The following is a 267-nucleotide window of genomic DNA, read 5'->3' as shown; positions in this document are numbered from 1 at the left end:
GGTTCTGGCACAGCAGCACGAACAGGAAATCCAGCAACGACTGCAGGGAAGAGCGGTACAGCAGCTGTTCGACGTGCGGCTCGGGGTCGTGCGCGGACACCACCAGCGCGGCATCGGCATGCGCGCGCAGCGGGTTGGCGGTGTGCCGCGTGATCGACACGACCTTGCCTTCGCACGCCTGGAACTGGCGGCTGACCTGCGACAGCTCGGGCAGCTTGCCGAATTCGGAGAACACCAGCAGCACATCCCCCGGCCGCGCCGCCGACA

At 67.4% G+C, this 267-nt stretch carries 1 protein-coding gene; it reads right to left on the bottom strand.

Going from position 1 to position 267, the window contains the following annotated elements; translation table 11 throughout:
* Nucleotides 1–267: SIS domain-containing protein (locus tag OH705_RS27545; protein WP_267303481.1), on the bottom strand; the 267-nt coding region annotated here is incomplete at both ends.

This window comes from Pseudomonas sp. BJa3, from assembly GCF_026343815.1.
Lineage (GTDB): Bacteria > Pseudomonadota > Gammaproteobacteria > Pseudomonadales > Pseudomonadaceae > Aquipseudomonas > Aquipseudomonas soli.
The sequence above is the reverse complement of the archived record's forward strand: the minus strand, read 5'-3'. Positions and strand labels throughout refer to the sequence as shown.